20 protein-coding genes are annotated in these 20,394 nt (G+C 60.0%); 10 read left to right on the forward strand and 10 right to left on the reverse strand.

Annotated elements, in window-relative coordinates; translation table 11 throughout:
* Window positions 1-742 precede the first annotated feature (742 nt).
* A complete protein-coding gene (locus NEZ08_RS13485; RefSeq protein WP_298107503.1) occupies window positions 743-1,753 on the reverse strand; it encodes a nitronate monooxygenase family protein in 1,011 nt (336 codons plus the stop codon).
* A gap of 64 nt (window positions 1,754-1,817) precedes the next feature.
* Between NEZ08_RS13485 and NEZ08_RS13490 the strand changes: the two genes are divergently transcribed.
* Together NEZ08_RS13490 and NEZ08_RS13495 are read left to right on the forward strand one after the other, a co-directional pair.
* Window positions 1,818-3,380, forward strand: coding sequence for an AMP-binding protein (locus tag NEZ08_RS13490; protein ID WP_298107505.1), 1,563 nt, complete (start codon window positions 1,818-1,820; stop codon window positions 3,378-3,380).
* A 119-nt stretch (window positions 3,381-3,499) separates the two neighbouring features.
* The gene (locus NEZ08_RS13495; protein ID WP_367278414.1) at window positions 3,500-3,688 is read left to right on the forward strand and encodes a hypothetical protein; all 189 of its coding nucleotides are present in this window, start codon (window positions 3,500-3,502) and stop codon (window positions 3,686-3,688) included.
* Here NEZ08_RS13495 and NEZ08_RS13500 read toward each other — a convergent pair.
* Window positions 3,660-4,490, reverse strand: coding sequence for a class I SAM-dependent methyltransferase (locus NEZ08_RS13500; RefSeq protein WP_298107507.1), 831 nt, complete (start codon window positions 4,488-4,490; stop codon window positions 3,660-3,662). The genes NEZ08_RS13495 and NEZ08_RS13500 overlap by 29 nt on opposite strands.
* Window positions 4,491-4,743: 253 nt before the next feature.
* Between NEZ08_RS13500 and NEZ08_RS13505 the strand changes: the two genes are divergently transcribed.
* From NEZ08_RS13505 to NEZ08_RS13515, 3 genes are all read left to right on the forward strand, one after another.
* Window positions 4,744-5,583 (forward strand): class I SAM-dependent methyltransferase, encoded by an 840-nt coding sequence (locus NEZ08_RS13505; protein ID WP_298107509.1) that lies wholly within the window; start codon window positions 4,744-4,746, stop codon window positions 5,581-5,583.
* Between the two features lie 644 nt (window positions 5,584-6,227).
* Window positions 6,228-7,595, forward strand: a complete 1,368-nt coding sequence (locus NEZ08_RS13510) for an IS110 family transposase (protein ID WP_298107511.1) — start codon at window positions 6,228-6,230, stop codon at window positions 7,593-7,595.
* Between the two features lie 250 nt (window positions 7,596-7,845).
* Entirely contained in the window at window positions 7,846-8,271 is a 426-nt protein-coding gene (locus NEZ08_RS13515; RefSeq protein ID WP_298107513.1) for a hypothetical protein, read from the forward strand.
* Here the strand turns inward: NEZ08_RS13515 and NEZ08_RS13520 are convergent.
* The 5 genes from NEZ08_RS13520 to NEZ08_RS13540 all read right to left on the reverse strand — a co-directional run bounded on the left by NEZ08_RS13520 (window position 8,268) and on the right by NEZ08_RS13540 (window position 12,357).
* Window positions 8,268-8,471, reverse strand: coding sequence for a hypothetical protein (locus NEZ08_RS13520; protein WP_298107515.1), 204 nt, complete (start codon window positions 8,469-8,471; stop codon window positions 8,268-8,270). The two genes, NEZ08_RS13515 and NEZ08_RS13520, sit on opposite strands and share 4 nt — an antisense overlap.
* A 343-nt stretch (window positions 8,472-8,814) precedes the next feature.
* Window positions 8,815-9,549, reverse strand: coding sequence for a GntR family transcriptional regulator (locus tag NEZ08_RS13525; protein ID WP_298107517.1), 735 nt, complete (start codon window positions 9,547-9,549; stop codon window positions 8,815-8,817).
* A complete protein-coding gene (locus NEZ08_RS13530) occupies window positions 9,546-10,391 on the reverse strand; it encodes an ABC transporter permease (RefSeq protein ID WP_298107519.1) in 846 nt (281 codons plus the stop codon). Before NEZ08_RS13530 ends, NEZ08_RS13525 begins: the two co-directional genes overlap by 4 nt.
* A 5-nt stretch (window positions 10,392-10,396) precedes the next feature.
* Entirely contained in the window at window positions 10,397-11,245 is an 849-nt protein-coding gene (locus tag NEZ08_RS13535) for an ABC transporter ATP-binding protein (RefSeq protein ID WP_298107521.1), read from the reverse strand.
* Between the two features lie 23 nt (window positions 11,246-11,268).
* Complete coding sequence (locus NEZ08_RS13540; protein ID WP_298107523.1) at window positions 11,269-12,357, reverse strand: ABC transporter substrate-binding protein; 1,089 nt, start codon at window positions 12,355-12,357, stop codon at window positions 11,269-11,271.
* Between the two features lie 227 nt (window positions 12,358-12,584).
* Here NEZ08_RS13540 and NEZ08_RS13545 point away from each other — a divergent pair, with 227 nt between their 5' ends.
* From NEZ08_RS13545 to NEZ08_RS13565, 5 genes are all read left to right on the forward strand, one after another.
* Entirely contained in the window at window positions 12,585-13,718 is a 1,134-nt protein-coding gene (locus tag NEZ08_RS13545; RefSeq protein WP_298107548.1) for a pyridoxal phosphate-dependent aminotransferase, read from the forward strand.
* 36 nt (window positions 13,719-13,754) lie between these two features.
* Window positions 13,755-14,537 (forward strand): SDR family oxidoreductase, encoded by a 783-nt coding sequence (locus NEZ08_RS13550; protein ID WP_298107525.1) that lies wholly within the window; start codon window positions 13,755-13,757, stop codon window positions 14,535-14,537.
* Between the two features lie 11 nt (window positions 14,538-14,548).
* Window positions 14,549-15,430: an alpha/beta hydrolase gene (locus NEZ08_RS13555; protein WP_298107526.1), complete on the forward strand. Its 882-nt coding sequence runs from the start codon at window positions 14,549-14,551 to the stop codon at window positions 15,428-15,430.
* Between the two features lie 10 nt (window positions 15,431-15,440).
* Window positions 15,441-16,682: a M20 family metallo-hydrolase gene (locus NEZ08_RS13560; RefSeq protein WP_298107528.1), complete on the forward strand. Its 1,242-nt coding sequence runs from the start codon at window positions 15,441-15,443 to the stop codon at window positions 16,680-16,682.
* A gap of 327 nt (window positions 16,683-17,009) precedes the next feature.
* Window positions 17,010-17,402 carry a TSUP family transporter gene (locus NEZ08_RS13565; RefSeq protein WP_298107550.1) on the forward strand — a complete coding sequence of 131 codons (393 nt, stop codon included), beginning with the start codon at window positions 17,010-17,012 and terminating at the stop codon, window positions 17,400-17,402.
* A gap of 399 nt (window positions 17,403-17,801) precedes the next feature.
* On the opposite strand, the gene NEZ08_RS13570 is transcribed toward NEZ08_RS13565, so the two are convergent.
* From NEZ08_RS13570 to NEZ08_RS13580, 3 genes are read right to left on the reverse strand one after another with little or no spacing between them, the layout of a single operon-like run.
* The gene (locus NEZ08_RS13570; protein WP_298107529.1) at window positions 17,802-18,605 is read right to left on the reverse strand and encodes an ABC transporter permease; all 804 of its coding nucleotides are present in this window, start codon (window positions 18,603-18,605) and stop codon (window positions 17,802-17,804) included.
* Window positions 18,602-19,417 (reverse strand): ABC transporter ATP-binding protein, encoded by an 816-nt coding sequence (locus tag NEZ08_RS13575; protein WP_298107531.1) that lies wholly within the window; start codon window positions 19,415-19,417, stop codon window positions 18,602-18,604. Before NEZ08_RS13575 ends, NEZ08_RS13570 begins: the two co-directional genes overlap by 4 nt.
* Window positions 19,401-20,378 (reverse strand): ABC transporter substrate-binding protein, encoded by a 978-nt coding sequence (locus tag NEZ08_RS13580; protein WP_298107533.1) that lies wholly within the window; start codon window positions 20,376-20,378, stop codon window positions 19,401-19,403. Before NEZ08_RS13580 ends, NEZ08_RS13575 begins: the two co-directional genes overlap by 17 nt.
* Between the last annotated feature and the right edge of the window lie 16 nt (window positions 20,379-20,394).

The raw sequence follows: 20,394 nt of genomic DNA on the forward strand, positions 1-20,394 counted from the left end.
AGACGCAAAATGCTCTTGTCGGTCAGAATCTCGCGCTGATCAGCCATGAGTGCCTTCACAATTTTAGTCTGGGTTTAGTCTGGGGAAGTGCTCGATGAGAATCATTGGGGTCGAGCTACGCTGCGGCACGCCACAGCGCGAAATTCGTTGACCAATCAGTAGCTTGTTGGGAGGGCGAGAGTATGGCGGCGCACAGGAGAAAACCGTCGAAAAGCCGCGAATTCATACTACGAATCTGGTGCTCATTACGCGTGGGCTGTATGTCGATGACGGGGCCCCGACGCGCTTTCTTCCTCAATGGAGGTCGAGATGCGGTACGTTCTCGTCAAAAGGTAAATTGTCCGGCGACGGCGTTCGTTGGGTGTGAAATCCGGCGGCACGTCGTCGCCGCGACTCTAGTAATAACGCTTACCCTGCTCGCGCTCGCGTTGGCGCGCCTCGATCCAGCCGGCCATGATCCGGTGCGGGTGAGTTAGCTTGCCGGGACCTAGAGACCGGCGGTCAGCAGGCAGGCCGCGGCGAGGCTCTCTTCAGGTTCGGACGGCACAATGTGCCGTGATCGGATTCCCAGCGAACGCTGCGGCGAGCAGGTCCACGCCGTCGTCGTGCTGAAGACCCGGCATCGGCACAACGCCGAAAGAATTGACGGAATTCCCCAATACGCAAATCGCGGGCTACAAATGTCCCCGCAGCGTGTTCGCTCCGGACAACCCCTGCGCCCTCGAGGCTGTCCAGGGAAGCCTTAGGTGAACCACTGCGAATTGGACGGTGGCCTGGTCGCCATTTCGTACTCCGATGCCGTAAGTGCGACGAGATCGTCGACCGCGAGCACTCCCGTCACGCCTGAGGTGGAATGTCCGCCACTCCAGATGTCGCGCCAGCGCTTCGGGCGGTTTTCACGGGCGCCGATATCGATGTCCTTGCCGATGTCGATCGCGCCGCGCGCCGGCAGATCGTCGGGATCGAGGCCGGCAGCCTCGATCGAGGGCCGCAGCATGTTGGTTTGCAGGCCGGTGAACGCCGTCGTGAGCAGAATGTCGTCGGCGGTGCTGTTGACCAGCATCTGCTTGTATCTCTCATCTGCCAGGCTTTCGCGCGTTGCGATGAATTTGGTACCCATATAGGCGAGATCGCAGCCGAGCGCTTGCGCCGCGAGCAGCGCATGGCCATCGCTGATACCGCCGGCGAGTACGATCGGGCCGTTGAAGAAGCCACGCACGGCGCGGACGAACGCGAACGGGTTGAGCCAGCCGGTCTGCCCGCCGGCGCCAGCGGTAAGCAAAACGAGCCCGTCGGCACCTGCCGCGACTGCGCGCTCGGCATGACGGATCGAGGCAACGTCGGCAAAGACAAGCGCGCCCGCATCGTGCAAGGGGGCAAGCACAGGCTCGGGCGAACCGACCGAAGTGATCACCATCTCCGGTCGGTGCCGCAGCAGCACGGAAAGATCCTCATTTAGCCGCGTATTCGAGCGATGTACTATCAGGTTCGGACAGATCGGTGCCGTTGCTTTGCCGCTCGCATCGGTATGCGCGTGCAAACGTCGCTGTATCTCGTCAAGCCACGTATCGAGTTCTTCCGTCTGGCGGCAATTCACCGTCGGAAACGAGCCGATCACGCCGTTGCGGCACGCAGCTACCACCAGTTCGACGCCGGAGACCAGAAACATCGGCGCTGCGATAAGCGGCAGCCGCAGGCGATCACGGAAACGAGCGAGAGGATCAGCATCTGACAATTTGCTTCTTCCGCGCATTATTGTTTAGCGTTGCTACAGATTGGCACAAAGAGAGCCAAAGACAAAGACGGGAGGAGAAGGTATGAGCAATCCGCTCTATGCATTTCCAACAAGCTGCGATCAAACGTTACGCGCGCTTGCGCGTTACCCGTCGCGCACGGCTTTCGCTTGGCCGGGCGGCTCGCTCAGCTATCAGAGCGCAACCGACTTGATCGGACGGATGCAAAGCGTGTTCATGCGACTTGGTTTCGTGCCGGGCACTCGCGTCGCTTTGCTTACCGCCAATCGCGCCGACACCTGGTGCGCGGGGATCGCCGCCCAACTGTCTCGGCTTTCCATCACCTGGCTGCATCCTCTGGGCTCGCTCGACGACCAGCTGTTCCAGATCGAAGACTCCGAGGCACAGATGCTTGTTGTCGACGGCATGACGTTCCGCGATCGCGGCGGTGAGCTGGCGGCAAAGGCCACGGGACTGAAAGCCGTGTTCACCCTGGGCTCCGCTGGGTACGGCATCGATTTATTGCAGGCGGTCGAGTCCACCGGCAGCGCCAGTCCGAGGAACTTCGCCAATCATGACGACATCGCGATCTTAAACTACACCGGCGGCACAACGGGAAAATCGAAGGGGGCGCTGCGGTATCACCGCGAAGCCAGCGGCTCTGCCAACGCGATCCTCGCGGACTTCGAGATTCCAGAAACTCCGCGCTATCTCACTGTCGCGCCAATCAGCCATGTTGCAGGCACCAAGGTGCTGCCGACGCTGATGCGCGGCGGCACCGTCCACATGCTCAAGGGTTTTGATCCCGAGGCCGTGTTGAAGACGATCGAGCGCGAGAAGATCAACTTCACGCTCTTCGTGCCGACGATGATTTATGTCATGCTGGATCATCCTTTGCTCGGCAAATCCGACCTTTCCTCGCTCGAACTGCTGCTCTACGGGGCGTCGGCAATGTCGCCGAGTCGGCTTGTCGAAGGTATAGAGCGGATCGGACCGGTCTTCTCGCAGCTTTACGGCCAGACCGAATGTTATCCGGTATCGGTGCTGCGCAAGGCAGACCATGATCCGAAGTCGCCGGAGCTTTTCACATCCTGCGGCTTCCCGACCGCGGCTTGCCAGATGAAGATCCTGGATAATGACGACCAGGAAGTCGCGAACGGCCAGCCGGGCGAGATCTGCGTTCGCGCCGGTCACGTGATGGCCGAGTATTGGAAGCGGCCGGACATCACGGCCGAGACGCTTAAGAACGGCTGGCTGCATACCGGTGATATCGCTCGTAAGGACGAGCGCGGCTACATATTCATCCTCGATCGCAAGAAAGACATGATCGTATCCGGCGGCTTCAACATCTTTCCTCGCGAGATCGAGGATGTGCTGTCGCAGCATGAGGAGGTGGCGATGGTCGCCGTTATTGGGGTACCGCACGATAAATGGGGAGAAGCGGTTACAGCGGTCGTCGTGGCGCGCGAGGGTACGAAGCCGGATCCGGACGAACTCATTAATCTCGTGAAGACAAAAAAGGGTTCAGCACACGCGCCGAAGCAGATCGAGTTCGTCAGCGAACTGCCGATGACCGGCGTCGGCAAAGTCGACAAAAAGGCACTGAGAGCCAACTTCTGGGTCGGCCGTGACCGCATGGTCGGATGAATTTCGCCTTGGGAAGGCTTCGCACCTTACGCAACTTCACGGTAACCCGACTGCTCCCGAGAGCGCCGGAAATCGCGCATTCGCAAGCTTATGCAGGAACGCAAAATGCCGACGCCGTCATGTCCAAGATGCGCGAGCTCCCCATCAACGATTTCATCGCCACGACCGGCAAGCTGCGCATTGATGGCCGCGTAATGCGCGAGATGTACCTGTTCCAGGTGAAGGAGCCCAAGGAATCGAAGTCAGAATGGGAGCTCTACAAGCTGGTGGCGAGCGGCGTTAGCGCCTGCGGGCGATCAATTCTATAGGAGCAATGCGGCCTCCTGTAATGTTGTCGATCATGTTCTGCACCTTCTCGGGTGTGTTCCTGCCCATTAGAATATGAAGGCCGAGCGGCGGCGGCCCACCGGAAGCGGCCGCCTTTGCCCGCAGGTCGGCGAAGAATGCAAGAGCGTAATCACACCGATTGCGCTCCGCGATGATATCGAATCCGGCCTTTTGCAAAGCGCTCTTGTATCGATCGCTACCTTCAACTGCACTCGAGCCCGCAGTTGTCGCCCAGGGTACGGGAAAGCTGATCTCGCCAGATCCCGTTCGCATCACATCATAGATGCCGAAGAGTGACCCGGGTCTCAATACGCGGGCCACCTCGCCCGCAAGCGTCTCCTTGTTCTCAATGTTCATGCCGACATGCAGCATGTACGCGCCATCGAAGCTCCTATCGGTGAACGGCATCGCCAGTGCGCTGCCTTGACGCAGGGCGACGCGTTCATCCAGCCCAACCCATTTGCAGAGGGTGTTGCCGGTTTCGACATACTCTGCTGTCAGATCGATCCCCGTCACCTGACTGCCGTAGCGTTTGGCAACAAAACGAGCAGGGCCGCCCAGACCGCATCCGACATCCAAGACCTTCGTCTGGGAGCTGAAGGTCAATTGATCAAGAAAATCCTCGGATGCCTTGCGGCCGCCAATGTGGAATTCATCGACTGGAGCAAGATCATCGATCGTTACTGCATCCGCAGACTTGCCTTGCAGGGCAAGACCAGAACGTATGGCTTCAGTAAGGTCGCCACGCCTGTAGTGCTTTGATACATCGCTCAGCTCTGGCATCAAGCGGCTCCCGATAATCGACGAGGATGCGCTACCATATCGAAGGACGGAATTATGAGACACACCAGATTTGAGTTGCTTGACTGCCTATGAGCATCGTGAGCGGGGCGGGCGTCACGGTTTGTGAGAGGCTGGCATTCAAAATCCTCCATACCGAGCGACATCTGGAACGAGAGACACGTGGCGGCCCTCGGTGCCCTGAGCTATTCTGGCGATCACGGTCTTGTCCACGTAATTGGACCGGGGGCCTTCCATGAACACGGAAATTGGTTCTGCTGTCGATTTTTATGAACGCCATCCGATTTCGTTGGAGATAATCCTCACCAGGCTGAAAGCGGAGCGTGGACACCTCGACAGTGTTGCACCCGAGGAGTTATTCCCCCATGACCAGGATCACTACGGCGGGTTAGCTGCCAATGATGCCTTGGCAGAGCGGGCTCAGATCACCAAGGGCTCTCGCGTTGCAGACTTTTGCGCCGGACTTGGTGGTCCCGCACGCTACCTGGCGCACCGCTACGGTGCCGATGTAACGGGTATCGAGTTAACCCCGGCGAGGGTCAGGGGAGCGGAAGAGTTGACGCGTCTGCTCGGCCTTGAGAGCAACGTTCGCGTCATCCAAGGCAATGTTATGGAAGTCCCCTTACCTGATGGCTGCATGGATGCAGTTGTGAGTCAGGAGGCTCTTCTCCATGTGCCCAATAAGGGGCGCGCGCTTGCCGAGGCTTTCCGAATCCTGAAACCGGGTGGGCGGATTGCCTTTACCGATTGGGTTGCTCATCGTCCTCTCTCTGAGGCGGATAAGGAATTGATGTGGCAAGGCATGGCAGTCTCAGATCTCTACGACCTGCAGACTTACGCCGAACTGATCAAGAAGGCCGGGTTTACCGTTTATTCGGTCGAAGATTTGACACCCGATTGGGGCAACATCCTCAAGCAGCGGCTCGCTATGTACAAGAAGCTTCGAGAGGAGACGCAAAAGGCTGGCGCACCTGCTGGCCATGATGCGTTTTACGAAAGCTACGTGCGTTTCGTCGATTTGGTGAAGGACGCCGTACTCGGTGGCGGACGCTTTGCAGGCGAGAAGCCGAGGTAACATTGGTTTTAAGCTCGTCGGTCAGCGTCAATTTGACTGAGCGCGGAAACCCAGCTTTGCCGGGTCGAGGATAGCGAACAATATCGCTGCGGGAACCAGGCGGCGAATGAGCTATGCGATTTCATCCCGGTCAATTGCAGTCCGATCAACATGGATCAGTTGGGCGCACGGCTGGCATTGATGGGGCGAAGACCATGACCCGCTTCGCGTTGATGACAGCCCAATAGCCGTTTCATTGGTCTATGACATGATGGCTAATCCGGCCGACCATCCATGAACCCCGCGTGGCGGTGCGCGGGCGCTAATCCGCGCTTGGCAGCCGTCGCATGGTGAATTCGATGGCGCCGCCAGGCAATTCACGCCAGCGTTCGACCTCGGTCATATAGGCGGCCTTTGGGTATTTGTTAAAAAACTGTCACGGGCCGTTGCCCGCCTGTGCGCGGTAGAAACGGTCGTGCTAACCTCGCACCTCGGAGGGTAGCGGCCGTTAGCTTATTGGAGGCACAGTCCCCGTTAAAAAACGTGGTCCATGGGTGCATGCGAACTTGAGAGTGGTGACGCCGTCCCTACGGTGATCCCGATTAGGAAGATGACGATCGGCATAGCCCAGACCCTCCTGCCCACTATCGGATGGAGGATTTGCGATGCCCAGGAAGACGACCGGTGACCGCCCGGAATTGAATCCGGTCAATGTTGGCGCTGCGGCCGTCGACATCGGATCAAAAATGCATGTGGCTGCGGTCAACCCGGCCTGCACTGACACGCCGGTACGTGCGTTCGGCACATTTACGCAGGACCTGCATGATCTGGCAGACTGGTTCAAAGCCTGCGGCGTGACCAGCGTCGCGATGGAATCCACCGGGGTCTATTGGATCCCGGCCTATGAGATTCTCGAGCAGCGCGGGTTCGAGGTCATTCTGGTCAATGCGCGTTACGCCAAGAACGTGCCTGGCCGCAAGACAGATGTCAGCGATGCCGCATGGCTGCGCCAGCTGCATTCCTACGGTCTGTTACGCGGCAGCTTCCGCCCTGATGCCGAGATTGCAACGCTGCGCGCCTATCTGCGTCAACGAGAACGACTGGTGGAATACGCGGCCGCCCATATCCAGCACATGCAGAAGGCCTTGATGGAAATGAACTTGCAGCTTCATCACGTTGTCTCAGACATTACCGGCGCAACCGGAATGCGGATCATCCGCGCCATTGTCGCCGGCGAGCGCGATCCAGACGTGCTGGCCACCTACCGCGATGTGCGCTGCCATTCCTCTATCGAGACGATCCGGGCCGCACTGGTGGGTAACGATCGAGACGAACATGTCTTCGCGCTGACCCAATCGCTGGAACTTTACGACACCTACCAGGCCAAGATGCTCGCCTGCGACCGCAAGCTGGAATCCTTGATAGCGGCGCTGGCTGACAAAGGAGCCAAGCCGATTGGCAAGCTCCCCAAGCCGCGGGTAAAGACCAAACAGATCAACACACCGTCGTTCGACGTAAGAACCGCTCTATACGGTGTCCTCGGCGTCGATCTCACCGAGATCCATGGGTTGGGTCCGTCACTTGCGCTGAAGCTCATTGGTGAGTGCGGCACCGATCTGCGGGCTTGGCCGAGCGCCAAGCACTTCACCTCCTGGCTGTGTCTCGCACCGGGTAACAAAATCTCCGGCGGCAAGGTACTCTCTTCGCGCACACGGAGATCCTCCAGTCGGGCAGCGGCGCTGTTGCGGCTGGCGGCCACGACCATCGGGCGGAGCGATACGGCGCTCGGTGCATTTTATCGTCGGCTGTCCTCTCGTGCCGGCAAGGCGAAGGCCGTGACGGCGACCGCTCGCAAGATCGCGGTCCTGTTCTACAACACCCTCAGGCACGGCATGACCTACAGGGATCCAGGTGCCGACCACTATGAGGAACAATATCGTAGTCGTGTCCTCGCCAATCTGAAGCGGCGCGCCAAATCGCTGGGCTTCGTTTTGCAAGCTGTTCCGTGCGACGCTGAGGTGGCTGTTTCTTAGGAAGGCCCGGGCTTTCTCTCGGGCTTTAACTCGGGGGAGGGAGAACGTCTCACGCACGAAGCCGTCCGAGCGTCCGGCCATCCGATCTGCGAGGTCCCGTGGACGGGCCATGTCGCCAACTCCAACAATACGACACCCTTCAGATATGTCGGTTCTGGTGCATTCCGAGTCCTCGATTGGTCTCCCGAACTTGAAGTTCCAGGGGCCGGCTCATAACTTTTCTTGCGATCGAGTGCCGTAGGAGGACGGGATGGCTGAGTGGCGGTATCAGGTCAGGTTCGATGTAGACGATCCTGCGACGTCAGAAGCGATACGCCAGAAAGCGCCGGCATTTACCCCGCTTTTTGAAGTGTTGGCCCGCCATCACGCTGTGGTCAAATGCCAGTTTGCTGCATTCGCGGACTATGTCGCTACAGCGGAAAAGCAGGGAACGGAAAATAATCCTCTCTACGAGTGGACGAAGGCAACGATCGAAAACCCATCGAAGAAAGAAAAATACCTGAAGTCGTTCACTGTCTATGTGGACGACCAGGAAGTCTATGATGGTAAGATTGCAGATGCCTTGGAAGCGGAGCTTCGGTCCCTCCCCGGCGGGCTAATAGGGCGAGTATCTAGGTACGACACCAATCCCGCGAACAACCCCCAGACGCCGAAGCGTCCCGATGCAGCTCGTTAGTCGCCGGAGATCTTTTTCTCATGCGCAGCTACGATGAGTTGGGACTGCTCAATCTGCGCTTCAAGGCGCCCGATTTCAGCCTGCGTCTCCGGAAAGACGTCGCCGCCAGCTTCATTACCCGCCTCTAATTCATCAAGCAGGGCGCGATTTTCGGCAATGCGTCGTCGGTGCCAGTCGATTTCGGTTTCATCATCTTCCATGAAAAAGGGAACGAATCGCCGGCCAAGATTGTTCCCGTCGCCAGGTCAATGCTCGCAGGGAGTTAACTCACGGTCGTCAGCATGCTCGATCAGATGATGATTACGATCGCTTGCGGGCATGAGGTGGTTTTGGGGCGGATGACAGACTTGGATAGTTGGGTATGCGAGTCTTCGGTCAGAAGACCGACCTGACTAAGGAGCCGTTCAAATCAGCTTTGGTGAGAGACTTGGACACTGCGTTGCAGACATCGGAGCGGCCAATTCGAGGAGATCAGTGTAGATAACGTCACCGCGAGGGTCGTGCGCTGAACGCACTCAATGATATGTGTCGCCATTACAGCATTCAAGCGAGCTCGGCCAGCAACCGCTGATCGCCATACAGACGCAGGAAATGCAGCAGGTCGGAGAGGCCGTCGCCGAGTAGTGTGACATGCGATCGCATGACTTGGCCGGCTTGCGCTGCATCGTTACGAAAAATGGCCTGCATGATCTGCTCATGCTCCGGAATGGAAGATTCCATGCGACCCGGCTGGAAAGTGATCGCTCGGCGGTAAGGCGATATCTTCACGGTCAGTCGGCGCAGTTCATCGCGTAGGATGCGGTTTTGACTGGCGGCCGCGATGGTTTCGTGAAATTCGAGATTGGCCTCGTAGAATCGTTCGGCGTCGCGCGCACTTGCCGCGGCTGAACAGGCCTGATGCGCCGCTTCCAGGTGCTTTTGTTGATCGGGACGAATGCGCCGCGAGGCCTGAGCTGCCGCCAGCGCCTCCATTTCGGCGGCAACGCTGAATGCATCGAGCAGATCGGCAATCGAAAGCTGGGCGACCTGCAATCCCTGTCGTCCGCGTGACACCACCAGACCGCTCGCGGCCAGCCGCTGCAAGGCTTCACGAACAGGCGTGCGCGAAACGCCGAAATGATCGGCGAGCTGGCGTTCGTCCAGGCGATCGCCTGGCTTGCGCTGGCCCTTCAGAATTTCAAGTTCGAGCCGATGCACGACATTAGCTGAGAGGGATTCCGGCTCGTCGACGGAGCCGGCAGGTCCGGCATTCGGTAACGCATCCGGGATCGTCATCATGTGTTTTCCGCCGAGTAGAACCTGTTGGCAATCGATTCGCTGAGCGCCACCAGTCCATAAAGCAGAAGCCCGCAAACGCACAGCACAACAATCGCGGCCATGGATATCTCGGTGTCGGCACGCGCGGTGGCAAAGATAATGAGATAGCCGAGCCCGGCCTGGGCGGTGATGAATTCGCCGATGATGACGCCGATAATGGAAAGCGTGATCGCGATCTTCATGCCACTAAAGATATAGGGCAGCGCCGCCGGAAATCGAACGCTGGTAAAGATCTGCCATTCGCTCGCGGTAAGTGCCCGGCAAAGCCGGAGCATGCTCTTATCAACGCTGGCGAAGCCCGCCGCCGTCGAGATCACCACCGGGAAGAAGGCGATGAAAACGGCGAAAGCGATGCGCGATTGCGATCCAATTCCGAGCCAGATGATAAATAGCGGCGCCAGCGCGATCTTCGGAATCAGCTGGAAGAAGATCAGATTGGGATAGAGTGCCTCGTGGGCGAGGCGCGAATAGGTAATAATGATTGCAAGCACGATGCCCAGCAGCGTTGCGATTACAAAACCTGCGGCTGATTCCACGGTGGTCGGAACGGCGTGCATCAACAGGATGTCGTAATGATCGAAGATGTATTTCGTGATCGAAGCCGGGGAGGGCAGAATGACCGGCGGGATGTGGGCCAGCGTGACTGCGATTTGCCAGGCTGCCAGCACGATTCCTGCGAGCCCGAGCGGCAGACCGGCGCTTCGAAGGCGCGTCAGGCCGCTTCCGGCGCTGGTCGCGGGAGCCGCGATGATCGCGCCGGTTTCCGTTCCGGTGCCTGTCGATGAAAATACGCTTTCTGCCATGGCGCTCACTCGATCACGCCGCCGCGCGCGGCAGGAGGTTGCGAAGCCTGCCCGCCATGCGCACCCTCGATTGTCAAGCGCAGTTGCCGACACACGCCTGCGAATTCGCTCGTTTCCTCGATTTCGAAGCGCCGCGGCCGTTCGAACGGCATTTTCATATCGAGCATGATGGTCGAAGGACGGCCGCCCATCACGACAACGCGGTCGGACAGGAACGCCGCTTCGCGAATGGAGTGGGTCACGAAGATCACGGTCTTCTTGTAGGTTTCGAGAATTTCTGATAGCGCGACGTTCATCTGGTCGCGGGTGATGGCGTCGAGCGCGCTGAACGGTTCGTCCATCAGCAGGATGTCGGGGTCATGGATCAGTGCGCGGCAGATCGCCACGCGCTGCCGCATTCCGCCGGAGAGTTGCGCAGGTTTCTTGTTCTCGAAATCCGAGAGGCCAACCAACGCCAGCAGTTCCCTGGCGCGCCTGCGATAGGGCTCGATCGGCAATTTGAGAATGCGAACCGGAAACAGGACGTTCTCGATCGCACTTTTCCAGGGCAACAGCGTCGCATCCTGGAAAATAATCCCGATGTCGCGGCGCGGCTCCTTGATCTCCGATCCGCCGAGCAGGATCGAACCGCCGGTTGGCCGCTCCAGTCCTGCCATCATCATCAACAGCGTGCTCTTGCCGCAGCCGCTCGGGCCGAGAAGGGAGACAAATTCCCCGCGTGCGATGTTGACCGATGCGGACGCCACCGCCTGCACGGGAGCCTGCCGCGTGAAGTAGGTCTTCTGTACGTTATTGACCGATACCAGCGGCGAGGCGGCTACTACAGAATTAGGCGCAGGTTGTATGGCCAGCATAGACAGGCGATCCGCTTGCAGCGTCAGCTGATATATTTACGGAACGCGGCTGCGTTCTTTTCGGAAGCAGCGAGCTCGTCGGCGCTCAGCTTCAACTTGCCGACGAACTTGTTGGTGAACAAGGTGTCCGTGTCGGGGCGCGTGGCGTCCTGGCCGGCCGCGTATTTGACCACGAGATCGGCCATGGTGCCGACCTTCTTCGGGTCGGCGTAGCCGAAACCATGTTCCTTCACCTCGGGAACGAGGTTGGTAAGATTGGTCAGGCCGAGGCCGATCCGAGAATACTCCTTGCCAGTCGAAGACATCGCCACCTCGCTATTCGCCTTCAGGAAAATGTCGACGGCCTCGTCGAAGTTCGTCATGGTGAAGCGAATGGCTTGCATGGCGCCTTCGACGAACGCTGCACAGAGCTCGGGATCTTTTTCCAGCCGCTGTGGCTGCGTGGTGAGCGACTGGCCGTAGAACTCGATCCCGACATCCCGGAACAGCATGAAATGAACCTCTGTGCCGAGCGGCGCCAGCGAGGGGACGGTGCTGGTGGCAAAGGCCGAGACCGCATCGACCTGTTTTTCCATTAGCGAGCGCTCGCGAACCTTGCCGTCAAGCTGCACCATCTGCACCTTGCCGAGATCGAAGCCCGCTTTATCGGCATAAAGCGGCAGGAACGGATATTCTCCGGAGGTGACGCTTGCCCCTAACTTCTTGCCTTCGAGGTCCTTCGGCTGCTTGATCGGCGAGGCAGCGAGCAGGCCGATACCCATCAGCGCGTCGTAATTGATCTGGCCGATGCAGGTGATCGGAAGCTTCTTGGCGGCCTGGATGATCACGGTCGGCGTTGCCGCCATGCCGAAGTCGAAGGTGCCTGCGCTGACCGCTTGCGCTGCCGCCCCAGATCCCGATCCGCGCGCCACGCTGACGTCGAGGCCGGCCTTCTTCCAGAAGCCTTTGTCGCGCGCGACATACGCGAACAGGTTGGGTCCCTCCGGAATCCAAGACGTCGTGAAGCTCACTTTCTTCGCGCCCTGTGAAAGCGCGGGCGTTGCCAGCGGAAGTCCTGCGGCGCCAAGCCCGGCCGCCGCCATGCCCTTCAATACGCTTCGACGTAACATCATCGATCTTCTCCCAACCGCTCCGGTGATCGCCGTTCGTCTCGTCCGGGCATACCTTCATCTTCAATGGCAGGGGAAGCAAGGGCTATTATGCCAAAATGATCTATTTGCATCCAAATTGGTCATAATGCCCGCGGCGGCGACATAATTTGAGGACGATGCCCTTTATTGTATGTCAAAACCGTGCTTACTAGGGCAAATCTCGTAAATAACCAAATTCTTGTATGTCGATGAAACCCTTTGAGGTTCGAAATGCCCACTTCGATCGGCTGGTGAATACCTCCGGTCTGCGCTGGATGGGGCAGAACACCAATCACGCCAAGCCGCATCCGGCGGTAATCGAGGCAATGGAACGGTGCATACGAGACGAAGAATTTCACATCTATGCGCCGCCGGCCGGGCTTGAAGAACTCCGCCAAGGCATCGTCAACGATCTGGGCCTCAACGGCCATGCCGCGCTGGTCTCGGATGGCGCGGTATCATCACTCTATCATGTCTGCCACACGCTTCTGCGGCCGGGCGATGAGTTCATCACCACCGATCCGACTTGGAATTGGCCGATGGCCTTCGCACGCTCGGTTGAGGCGATCGTCACGCAAATTCCAATCTACGGCGCCGAACACGGTTATCGCCTCGCGCCCGAGCGTCTGGCCGCCGCGATCACGCCGAAGACGAAAGTCGTCTATCTCGTCGATCCAAATAATCCGCTGGGGACCGCCTGCACCGTGGCCGAGATCGAAGCGATCGCCGCCATTGTCCGGCGCGCCGGGGCGTACCTCATTCACGACTGCACCTATCGGCATTTCGCTCACGCCCACGAACTGGCGGCGCGGCACTATCCGGAGCGCACGCTCACGATCTACAGCTTCTCGAAATGGCTTGGCCTCGCCGGACTGCGTGTGGGCGCCGTCGTCGCTGACCCCGACCTGATCGAACGCCTCGCGACTTCGCCGCCGAACAATCTCGGCTCCAGCATTCTGTCGCAGCGCGCGGCGCTTGCCGGACTCAAGATCAAGGCCGAATGGTTTCCGGGCGTGCTCGCCCAGCAGCGCGTAAATCAGGCATTGATCCATGATGCGATGAAAAAGGTTCCTGGTCTGGAAATGCCGGTGTTTCCGTCCAACGGCAATTTCATCATCATCGAATGCGAAAAGGCGGGGGTGCGTCCGGAATCGCTGGTGGCTGCGTTCCAGGAGCACAAGATCATGATCCGCCAGGGCGGCTATCACACGCCCAATTTCGGCGATCGTTTCATCAAGGTTTCAACTACTGTGCCGTCATCCTGGGTCAAGGAGTTCGTGGCGCTGCTGCCGGAGATGGTGGAGCGTGCGCGGGGCCGCAACGAGCCCGTCAAGCTGTTTTGACCCATCGGCGGGCATCCGAAAGATACGGAGAACGACATGGACTTGGGGTTGAAAGGCAAGACGGTGCTGGTCACCGGCGCGTCGCAGGGAATCGGCGAGGGCGTCGCCCGCGGCTTTGCCGCGGAGGGTTGCGATCTTCATCTCGTCGCACGCTCCGCTGAACGGCTGGCGGCGATCAAGTCGGAGATCGAGGCGTCACACACAGCCAGCGTGACGGTTCATCCGCGCGATCTGACCGCGCCCGGCGTAATTGATCCGCTAATCGAAGCCGTCGGCAATATCGACATCCTCGTCAATAATGCGGGCGTCATTCCAAGCGGCAGCCTGTGGGACATCGACGAGGCCAAGTGGCGCGCCGGGTGGGAACTGAAAGTATTCGGCTATATCAACCTGACGCGCGCGGTTTATCCCCGGATGAAGGCGCGCGGCGGCGGGGTCATCATCAACAATATCGGCAACGGCGGCGAAGTGTTCGACCCGAACTACGTGGCGGGCACCACCGGCAATGCCAGCCTGATGGCGTTCACCCGCGCAATGGGCGGGCACTCGCTGGACGACAATATCCGCGTCGTCGGCGTCAATCCCGGACCGGTCGATACCGATCGCATCTATAAGATGCTGAAGAAGCGCTCGATGGAATGGTATGGCACTGAAGACCGCTATAAGGAATTGCAGGACCGTTATCCGCTGAAGCGGCCGGCGCATGTTCACGAGATCACCGATCTCATCGTGTTCCTCGCGTCGTATCGCTCGGGCTACACCTCCGGCACGATCTTCACCGTGGACGGCGGCATTGCCTCCCGCCGCTCCGTGATCTGAGTGGAATGGCCATGAGTTTTGCCAAGACCAGCGACGGGATCAAGCTCTTCTTCGAGACCGCCGGCTCCGGCACGCCGATCATCTTCGTCCACGAATTCGGCGGCAGCCATTGGAGCTGGGAGCCGCAGCTCAATTTCTTCGCCCGCCGTCACCGGTGCATTACTTTTGCGGCGCGGGGCTATCCGCCGTCGGACGTGCCGGGTTCGGTCGAATCCTATTCGCAGGCCCGCGCGGCCGATGATATCGTCGAGGTGCTGGATGCCGCCGGGATCGACAACGCACATGTCGTGGGTCTGTCGATGGGCGGCTTTGCCGCGCTGCACGTGGCGCTCCGGCATCCCAGGCGCGTCTTGTCCGTCGTTGCGGCCGGCGCGGGCTATGGCGCCGAGAAAGTTCATGAAGATTATTTCAAGGGTGTCTCTGCGCAGGTCGCTGAGAATTTCGAGAAGCGCGGCTCGAAGGATTTTGCGCCGATCTACGCCGAAGGCGCCTCGCGCGTGCAGTTCCAGGAAAAGGATCCGCGCGGCTGGCGCCTGTTCGCCGATCGCCTGGCGCAGCACGATGCGAAGGGCGCGGCCAACACCATGCGCGGGGTACAGATGCGCCGGCCTTCGCTCTATGATCTCGAAGCCGAGTTTCGCGCCATGCAGACGCCGGTGCTGGTGATGGTCGGCGACGAAGACGATCACTGCCTTCAGCCCGGTCTGTTTCTCAAGCGCACAATTTCACGCTCGGGCCTCGCCGTGTTTCCGAAGACGGGCCACACGCTCAATCTTGAGGAGCCTGATTTGTTCAATTGGCACCTCTCGGAATTTATAGCGCAGGTCGAGGCGGGCCGGTGGGGGCGGCGCGATCCGCGTGCCGACCCTGCGCAGGTCATGCGGACCGATTGAGGCCGCGCACATGCCGGTGACCTCACCAGCAAAGCTCATCGACGCCGATCGCCTATGGGCGCGACACATGGCGCTGGCGCGGTTTGGCGCGCGCGAGGACGGCGCTGTCGATCGTCCCGCGCTCTCGGTGACAGAGAGCGAAGCGAGGGCTCAGCTCGTCGCGTGGGGGCGCGAGGTTAGCCTTTCGCCATTCACCGACCGCATGGCCAATCTGTTTCTTCGCCTTGAGGGGCGCGACCCGTCTCTGCCGCCTGTGCTGGCCGGTTCTCACATCGACTCGCAGCCGACGGGTGGAAAATTCGACGGCGCGTTCGGCGTGCTGGCCGCGCTCGAGGCGGTTCAGGCCATTGCAGCGCAGGGCGGGCGGCCACTTCGTGCCATTGAAATCGTCGCATGGACGAACGAGGAAGGTTCGCGGTTTGCGCCGGGCATGTCGGGCTCGGAGGTTTTCACGGGGAAGAAGAGCCTCGACGAAGCCTATGCGAGCCGTGACCAGGCCGGCATCCTGCAAGGTGACGCCGTGCGCGACGTGCTCAGCCGTGACGTTGACATTCCCCTGCGCGACTCCGGCTTTCCGATCCACGCCTATATCGAGCCGCATATCGAGCAGGGGCCGCTGCTCGAGGCGGCCGGCGTACCGATCGGCATCGTCACCGGGATTCAGGGCACGCGCCGCTATCGCGTGAAGGTCACGGGCGAGGCGGCCCACGCCGGCACTGCGTTTCGTGCCGAGCGGCGCGACGCGCTGATGGCCGCGGTGCGGATGATCGCCGCAATTGATCGCGCCACGCTCAAGCCTGACGATACCAAGCTGACCGTCGGCCTGTTCCAGGTGACGCCTAACGCGCCCTCGGTCGTGCCGTCGGAGGTGCTGTTCTCGATCGACCTGCGTCACCCCGAAAACGAGGTCGTCGATGCGATGGACCTTCGGATACGCGAGATCGTGGAAGCCGAGCGGGGGCCCTGTACCGTCGAACTCAAGCAGATCGCGCACGCGCCGTCGCTGACTTTCCCGGGCGAGATCCGCTCCCTGATCGTGGCCGCGGCTGCTGGCGAGGGCATTCCGGCCATGGATATCTATTCGGCGGCCGGGCACGACTCGCGCCAGCTTCATTATGTGTGTCCGACCGGAATGATCTTCGTTCCCTGTCGTGGCGGCATTTCGCACAACCCCGCGGAATGGGCCGAGCCGGCGCATATCGCCGCCGGCGCAAAGGTGCTCGCCAACGTCATTTGGCAACTTGCCCGGTAGCGGGCGTTGTTCGGCTTTGCGTCATCATTGCACTCACACGTTCGCGGACTGCCGATTATTTTGCCGGTGGAATCTAGCTTAAAGACGCGATAGGCGGGCATGAAAATTAAGCGCTTTCGATCCGAGTAAATCGTATTCAACCGATAGTTCGCGCCCTCGGAGCGCATGGAACGGGCGGCACTTGCAGAGCGATTGATACAAGACGCAGAGGCTATTCACGGGCAGATCAACTCGGTGCTCGCCCCAAAAACCGAGCAGCACGCGCGCGGCGGCGAGTGACTGAACCGTCGGGGCGAGGCCACAAAGAACGCTGCTCTCGGCACCGGTCTGCCTGGCGCGTCAACCATGACAGCCTATGGTCTGCTGATCGGCTCCTCGGCGGCATTGATGGGCATCGGCGGTGGACTGGTCGCAAACGTTGCCCTCAGCCTTTACCGGTTCCCAATTCATGCCGCGATCGCGACGGCTTCGGGCGTCGGGCTGTTCGTATCGATCCCCGGCGCATTCGGCTACGTCGTTTCTGGTTGGGACCATCCCGGCCTGCCGCCGCTGTCCGTTGGATATGTTTCGTTGATCGGATTTGCGCTCCTGACGCCGCTCAGCCTGCTGACCGTCCGCTTCGGCGTCAATCTCGCGCACCACATGCAAAAGCGACAGATGGAAGTCGCGCTGGCCGTCTATCAGGTCCTCATCAGCTTACGCTTTGCGGCATCGCTTTGATGCCTTGTGTCCGGCGCGGGCTGATTTCAGAAATCACGCAAGACGATCTTTTCTGATCCAATCACGATTTCTCCATACCTCGGCTGCACCAGACCTGTGCCCCACTTGTCAGCACCCCATTTAGCCTCGCGAAGAGCATTCGATACTTCTAGTTTCCGAATCTCGCCGTTGGAATTAACGCGCGCCTGGCGCGCGAGGACGCAAAACCGATCCCTACCAGCTATGCTTCCCAACCCAGCCAACTCACGCGTGAACGTACGAGCTGATTTGTATGTCGTTGAAATTTCCCAAGCCGCTCTTGTGTGACATCGGGCAAATCACGGCTAATCCAGGCGCAACGCCGACTGGCCCTGCAGGACACCGCGATTGCTTGGATTACGACAACTCCAATCTAGCTCTTCAGGAACCCGACCGATCGCTGCGAGCACGCTGCGAGACATGCCATGGCAGAAGTAAACGCTCGGCATAGTTCACGAGGAAAAATAGCACTGCGCCGACGATCCCGAGTAGCAGCAGCGAAACGAATACTCGAACCGTGTCAAATTGCCCCTGCGCCACCAGAATCTGGAAACCGATTCCGTAGTTGCCTGCGACGAATTCGCCCACGATCGCGCCGACTAGAGCGAGGGAGATTCCAACCTTCATTCCGGCAAACAGGCTCGGAAGTGCGCAGGGAAAACGGATCTTGGTCAGCACCGCCCAGGGAGAGGCCTTGGAGACGCGCGCGAGATTGAGCATATCGGGGTCGACCGAGCGCAGGCCTAGCACGGAATCGATGACGATCGGAAAGATTGCCAGCATCAAGGCGATGGCAACTTTCGGTTCCGGACCGGTACCCATCCAGATCACAAACAGCGGCGCGAGCGCCACTTTGGGGATCGAATTCAGCACGACCAGCAGCGTGTAAGCGGTTCGCTCAAGAAACCGCGAGTAGATGATGCCGACCGACAGCGCAACGCCGAGCACGACGGAGAGTCCGAAGCCGATCAACGTCATGAGCAACGTAAAGGCCAGATGGCGCAGATAGAGGCCCGGCGCCTTGAAGAATTCAACCACAATGACCGACGGCGCCGGCAAGATCAGCGGCGAGGGATGAAATATCCACACGCCGATCTCCCATAGCAACAGAGCGGCGGCGATCACTACGAAGACGTCCCGGGTCTCGCTTTCACCGCCAATTAGCCTTTTGAGGAACGCCATCATTCCTTGAGAATCCCAAGCTCGGCGAAATGATGCCGGATGCGTTGCACAAAGGTTGCGAATTCGGCGCTGTCGCGGACCGCAAGCCGGCGCGGCCGCGGCAGATCGACCGTGATGGTGTCGACGATCTTTCCCGGCGTCTTGCTCATCATCACCACGCGGTCGGAAAGGAACACGGCTTCCACGATCGAATGGGTAATGAACAGAAGCGTTTTCCGCGTGTCCTGCCAGATTTGCGCGAGTTCGACGTTGAGATCGTCCCTCGTCATCGCATCGAGCGCTCCGAACGGCTCGTCCATAAGCAGCAATTCGGGATCGGCCAGGAGCGCCCGGCAGATGGAGGCGCGCTGGCGCATCCCGCCGGAGAGCTCGAACGGGAAACGGTCCTCGAAACCGGCCAGCCCAAAGCGCTTGAGGAGCCCCATGGCACGGGCGCGTTCGGCTGCGCTCGGCTTGCGCGTAAATTCAATCGACAGCAGCACGTTGTCGAGGATGGTTCGCCAGTCCAGCAGTACGTCGCGCTGAAACACCACGCCGAGCCCATCGGGCGGCCCGTTCAGCGGGCGGCCGGCGATTTGCACCGAACCGGCGCTGACGCCTTCCAGCCCGGCAACCAGCTTCAGAAGCGTACTCTTGCCGCAGCCCGACGGCCCGACGACGCTGACGAACTCATGCGGCTTTATATCGAGATTGATGTCGACGAGCGCCGGAATGGGACCGCGCGCCGACGCATAGGTCTTGCCAACCTGGCTGAGCGAGACATAGGCGCCGGCCGCATTTGCCGCGGCGACCGCGATTTCATTCGACGAGCGCATTCGTATAGTAGTCCGAGACGTTCCAGCCCGCATTGACGACGCCGGCCGCCTGCATCGATTTGAGCGCGGCCTCCCAATCCTCTTTCGCCTGCCAGCCAATTGGCTTGCCCTTGCTCGCCGGCGTGTCGAAATAGTCGAGTGTTAGCTTGATCTGGCCGAGCAGGATCTTTGGATCGAGCCGCGCATCCGGCCGTTCGGCGATCATCGCCCTCACACCCTCTTCGGGATTTTCGCGCAGCACCTGCCACGCGCGCTGCTCGACCTGGATCAACTTGTGCAAAGCCTGGCCCTTGGAAGCAATGGTATCTTCGCGCGCCACCAGACCATAGCTCGGGAAAGCGATGTTGGCGTCGGAAGCGAGTAGGCATTTCGACGGCCGCGACTGGTCGGCGATTGGTAGCGCGGAGCCGACCGTCGACATCAATCCGTCGGCGCGCTTGGCGATATAGGTGCCCCACAGCGCGGCCGGGTCCACCACGTCGACCTTGAGATCGTTTCGCGTCAGCCCGCCGGATTTCAGGTAGTCATCGATGAACGGCGCCCACGGGCTGGCCGCAAACACGACCACCGTCTTGCCGCGAAGGTCGGCGACCTTGCTGACCGGAGAATCCTTGTCCACGAGAACGCACAGATCGGTCTTGCGCTGGAAGGTGGCAATCGACTTGATGGTCGCGCCCTTGGCACGCGCGGAGCCGACCAGCCCGACCTGCACCTGTCCGACATCAGCCTGACCGGCGTTGACGAGCTGGATCGTGTTGCCCGAGCCGCGGCCATCTTGGATGTCAACGTCAAGGCCGGCGTGCTTGAACCAGCCTTTGTACTGGGCGAGATGCATCGCCGCCTGCACGCCCCATGGAGAGAAGTCCAGCCGGACTGAAAGTCTATCGGCGGCCGATGCGCCGCCTGCCGGCAAGCCGGCACAGGCGACTAGGAGCAGCGTCTTCAGTAGCCATCGTCTCATGTCTTCGTCCCCGGTT

It is taken from the genome of Bradyrhizobium sp. (assembly GCF_027451485.1).
Classification (GTDB): Bacteria; Pseudomonadota; Alphaproteobacteria; order Rhizobiales; family Xanthobacteraceae; genus Bradyrhizobium.